The sequence below is a fragment of the Bradyrhizobium sp. P5_C11_2 genome (genome assembly GCF_054049755.1).
The window spans coordinates 1-4,089 of record NZ_JBFULT010000630.1 but is presented as its reverse complement, the minus strand read 5'-3'; the positions used below and the strand labels follow the sequence as shown (position 1 = coordinate 4,089).

Genomic DNA, 4,089 nt, shown 5'->3' with positions numbered 1-4,089 from the left:
CTTCTGGATCAGCGCCCGCGGCTTCTGGGGACGCAACGGCGACCGGCTCGCCTGGCCGTTCTCGATCGGCCTCGGCGCGCTGATCGTCCTGACCGTCGGCTTCCAATACGGCATCAATGTCTGGAATCGCGCGATCTTCGACGCGATCGAGAAACGCGATGCGACCACCGTTTTCCATCTCTCCGCGGTGTTTGTCCCGCTCGCGATCGGCAGCATCGTGCTCGGCGTGGCGCAGGTGTTCGCGCGGATGGGCATCCAGCGGCGCTGGCGGGCCTGGCTGACGGCCAGCGTGCTGACGCGCTGGCTCGGCAATGGCCGCTACTACCAGCTCAACCTCGTCAGCGGCGACCACGAGAATCCCGAATACCGGATCGCCGAGGATCTGCGCGTCGCGACGGACGCGCCGGTCGATTTCCTCGCCGGCGTGACTTCGGCGCTGTTGTCTGCCGCGACCTTCATTGTCGTGCTCTGGACCATCGGCGGCGCGCTCACGGTCACGCTTGGCGGATCATCGATCACCATTCCCGGCTTCCTCGTGATCGCTGCGATGCTCTATGCAGCGATCGCCTCGGGCTCGATCCTGGTGATCGGCCGGCGCTTCGTGCAGGTCTCCGAGGACAAGAACCAGGCCGAAGCCGATTTCCGCTATACGCTGACGCGCGTGCGCGAGAATGGCGAAAGCATCGCGCTGCTCGGCGGCGAGGAAGAGGAGCGCGACGGCCTCGACCGCAATTTTACCAACGTGCTGCGGCAATGGGCGCGGCTGGCCGGGCAGCACGTGCGCACCACGCTGGTGTCGCAGGGGTCGAACCTGGTTGCGCCGGTGGTGCCGTTATTGCTCTGCGCGCCAAAATTCCTCGACGGCAGCATGACGCTCGGACAGGTGATGCAGGCGGCCTCCGCCTTCACCATCGTRCAGAGCGCGTTCGCCTGGCTGGTCGACAATTATCCGCGGCTTGCCGACTGGAATGCCTGTGCGCGCCGCATCGCCTCGCTGATGATGTCGCTGGACGCTCTCGAGCGCGCCGAGCAGGGCGACGGCATCGGCCGCATCAAGCGCGGCGAGACCCGCAACGACGCGATGCTGGAGCTGAAAGACCTTTCGGTCACGCTCGACGACGGCACCGCCGTGGTCGGCGAGACCGAGGTGGTGATCGAGGCCGGCGAGCGGCTGCTGGTCGCCGGCGAATCCGGTACCGGCAAGAGCACCCTGGTGCGCGCCATCGCCGGCCTCTGGCCGTGGGGCGGGGGCAGCGTCAATGTCCATCCCGACCGGCGGCTGTTCATGCTGCCGCAGCGGCCCTACGTGCCGTCCGGATCCCTGCGCCGCGCGGCCGCCTATCCCGGCGCCGCGGAGGACTGGACCGTCGAGGAGATCGGCGAGGCCCTGCACAAGGTCGGCCTCGACCATCTCAAGGAGAAGATCGAGGAAGAGGGGCCGTGGGACCAGACCCTATCCGGCGGCGAGAAGCAGCGCCTCGCGTTTGCACGGCTGTTGCTGCACAGCCCCGACCTCGTCGTRCTCGACGAGGCGACCTCGGCGCTCGACGAGAAGAGCCAGGACAAGATGATGAAGATGGTCACGGACGAACTGCCGAAAGCGACCATCGTCAGCGTCGGGCATCGCGCCGAGCTGGAGGCCTTTCACAGCCGCAAGATCGTGCTGGAACGCCGCAAGGGCGGCGCCAAGCTCGTCAGCGACATCGACCTGATCCCGCGCAAGGACAGGCGCAGGCTGCTCGGCCGCCTCCTGCGCCAGCGCAAGGTCCCGCCGAAGAAGGCGGCGTGAGGCGCTTCCCGGACAAGCGTAGCGAAGCGGAGCGCTGATCCGGGACCCATACCCACAGGGAGCAATTTGACGAAGACTCGGAGTGGGAGTTTCGCGTCACGACTCCTGCCTGTGGTTATGGGTCCCGGGCTCGCTTCGCGCCCCGGGGCGACAGCGAGATTGGAGTCCCCGGCAAAACCGGCTATGCATGCGCCGCTTGCAACGAGGACCTCTGGTTTGACGGCTCACAACGAACCTTCGTCCGCGCCGTTCGGCGCGTTTGCGCCGAATGCGGCGCAGGCCGCGATCATTGGCCTCGCCAAGCAGTCGGGGCTGAAGCGCGGCGCGTTTCGTCCCTGGCTGTCGCGGCTGGTCAATCTGATGCGCGGCGGTCCGGTCGACGTGCAATATCAGGGCGCCTCGTTCCGCTTCTATCATCAGGGCAGCGCGACCGAGCGCGGTGCGCTGTTCAACCCCGATTACAATCTCGACGAGCTCGATTTCCTGCGCCGGCATACGCCGGCGGGCGGCGCGTTCGTCGACGTCGGCGCCAATGTCGGCACTTTCGCGCTGGTGATGGCGCGGCAGGTCGGGCCCGCGGGCAAGGTGCTCGCGATCGAGCCGCATCCGATGACATTTGGACGGCTGTCGTTCAACTGCACCGCATCGAAAGCAATGCAGGTGCGCCTGGTGCAGGCTGCCGCAGGTGACAGCGACGGCGAGCTGATGATCGAGAGCGGCGGCGGCAATCTCGGCGCCACGCACGTCGTCACCGGCGCGGCCAGCGCCGAAGCGATCAAGGTCCCGTCGCTGCGGTTGACGCGCATCCTCGACGAGGCCGGCGTCACGCAAGTCGATTCGCTGAAGATCGACGTCGAGGGTTTTGAGGACCGCGTCCTGATCGGGTTCTTCCGCGATGCGCCGCAATCATTGTGGCCGCGCGCGGTGGTGATCGAGCACCTGTCACAAAACGAATGGCGGGACGATTGTATTGCTGACATGGTCGCGCGCGGCTTCACGATCGCGCGCAAGACACGGAGCAATACGTTCCTGTCACGCTGACGATTGCAAACCACGGAGGTTGCGATGATTGATCATATAGGCTTCTCCGTCTCCGACTATCAGCGCGCCAAAGCGTTCTACACCAAGGCGCTGGCGCCGCTCGGCTACAGCCTGATCAAGGAAGTGACGGCGGAACAGACCGGCCACGATCCGGCCGCGGGCTTCGGCGCCGGCGGCAAGCCGGATTTCTGGATCGGCGGCGAAGGCGCAATGAACAAGCCGGTGCATGTCGCGATCGTGGCGAAGGACCGCGCCACGGTCGATGCGTTCTACAAGGCGGCGATCGCCGCGGGCGGACGCGACAACGGCGCGCCCGGCATTCGCGCGCATTATCATCAGAACTATTATGGTGCGTTCGTGCGCGATCCCGACGGCCACAACATCGAGGCGGTYTGCCACGCGCCGGAATAAACGGCTGCGCCGCGCGGCGGGAACATCGACGCGGCATCATCGTTGTCGTTCTCTGGACAACTGAGCGCGATGACGCCCATGCCGATCGAACCGCCCGAGATTCCGCCGGCGACACCGGGGACTCCGACCGAGCCGCCGCCGGAAATGCCGCCGGGCAATCCGCAGCCCGACATTGCGCCGCCGGTGCGCGAGCCCGGCGAGCCGGCGCGGCCGGACGAATTGCCAGGCCGCAGGCCCGAGGAGATTCCGTCGCGTGGACCAAACGCACCGCTCACGCCGAACCCTGCGACGGATGCGAATTCGCCGCAGCACCACATATTGGGCGGGCGATCACATATGAGGCGATTGCAACATGCGGCTGAATGCGCAATGAACGTCGACGTTCTGATGTGATTTGCGTGCGGAAATAAATCGAGCCGCGGCCGCTTCGCCCGCCACAATCCGGCCTAACGCGTAGCTGTACTTCACGACACTTCGTCAAAGAACCTTCCGGGGAAGTTCACCATCATGACCAATCTTCGTTTCGTGCTGCTTGCGACGACGGCTCTGACCGCGATGCAATTGGCAAGCTCCGCATCGCACGCGCAAAGCGCGCCGCCGCTGGTGGTCGCGCAGGCCCAGCCGCAAGAGACGGGCCCTGACGGAAAACCGAAGCAGCCGCCGAAGGAAGCGCCCAAGGCACCGCCGCCCGCTGCCCGCCCGGCCGCGCCGCCTCCGCCGGCTGCACCACCGCCGGCAGCACCTGCACGTCCGGTTGCACCGCCGCCCGCGGCTGCACCTCCGCATCCTCCCGCCGCGCCGCCACCGGCCGCCGCACCGTCACGTCCGACGCCGCCTCCGCCGCCACC

General features: G+C 66.8%; 3 protein-coding genes and 2 pseudogenes. All 5 read left to right on the top strand.

The window, feature by feature from the left end; all coding sequences use genetic code 11:
* A partial coding sequence (locus ACXJL8_RS35665) for an ABC transporter ATP-binding protein/permease (RefSeq protein ID WP_456686510.1) occupies positions 1-1,789 on the top strand: 1,789 nt, incomplete at its 5' end.
* 183 nt (positions 1,790-1,972) lie between these two features.
* A complete protein-coding gene (locus ACXJL8_RS35660; RefSeq protein WP_456620812.1) occupies positions 1,973-2,830 on the top strand; it encodes an FkbM family methyltransferase in 858 nt (285 codons plus the stop codon).
* Between the two features lie 24 nt (positions 2,831-2,854).
* On the top strand, positions 2,855-3,241 hold the full coding sequence (locus ACXJL8_RS35655; protein ID WP_456620811.1) for a VOC family protein: 387 nt from the start codon (positions 2,855-2,857) through the stop codon (positions 3,239-3,241).
* Positions 3,242-3,319: 78 nt separating this feature from the next.
* Positions 3,320-3,550: pseudogene (locus ACXJL8_RS35650) on the top strand (hypothetical protein); the annotation flags it as partial.
* Between the two features lie 198 nt (positions 3,551-3,748).
* A pseudogene (locus ACXJL8_RS35645) lies at positions 3,749-4,089 on the top strand (OmpA family protein); the annotation flags it as partial.

Coding starts and splice junctions, on each gene's coding strand:
- ACXJL8_RS35660 (WP_456620812.1), top strand. CDS start 1,973: ATGCATGCGCCGCTTGCAACGAGGACCTCTGGTTTGACGGCTCACAAC.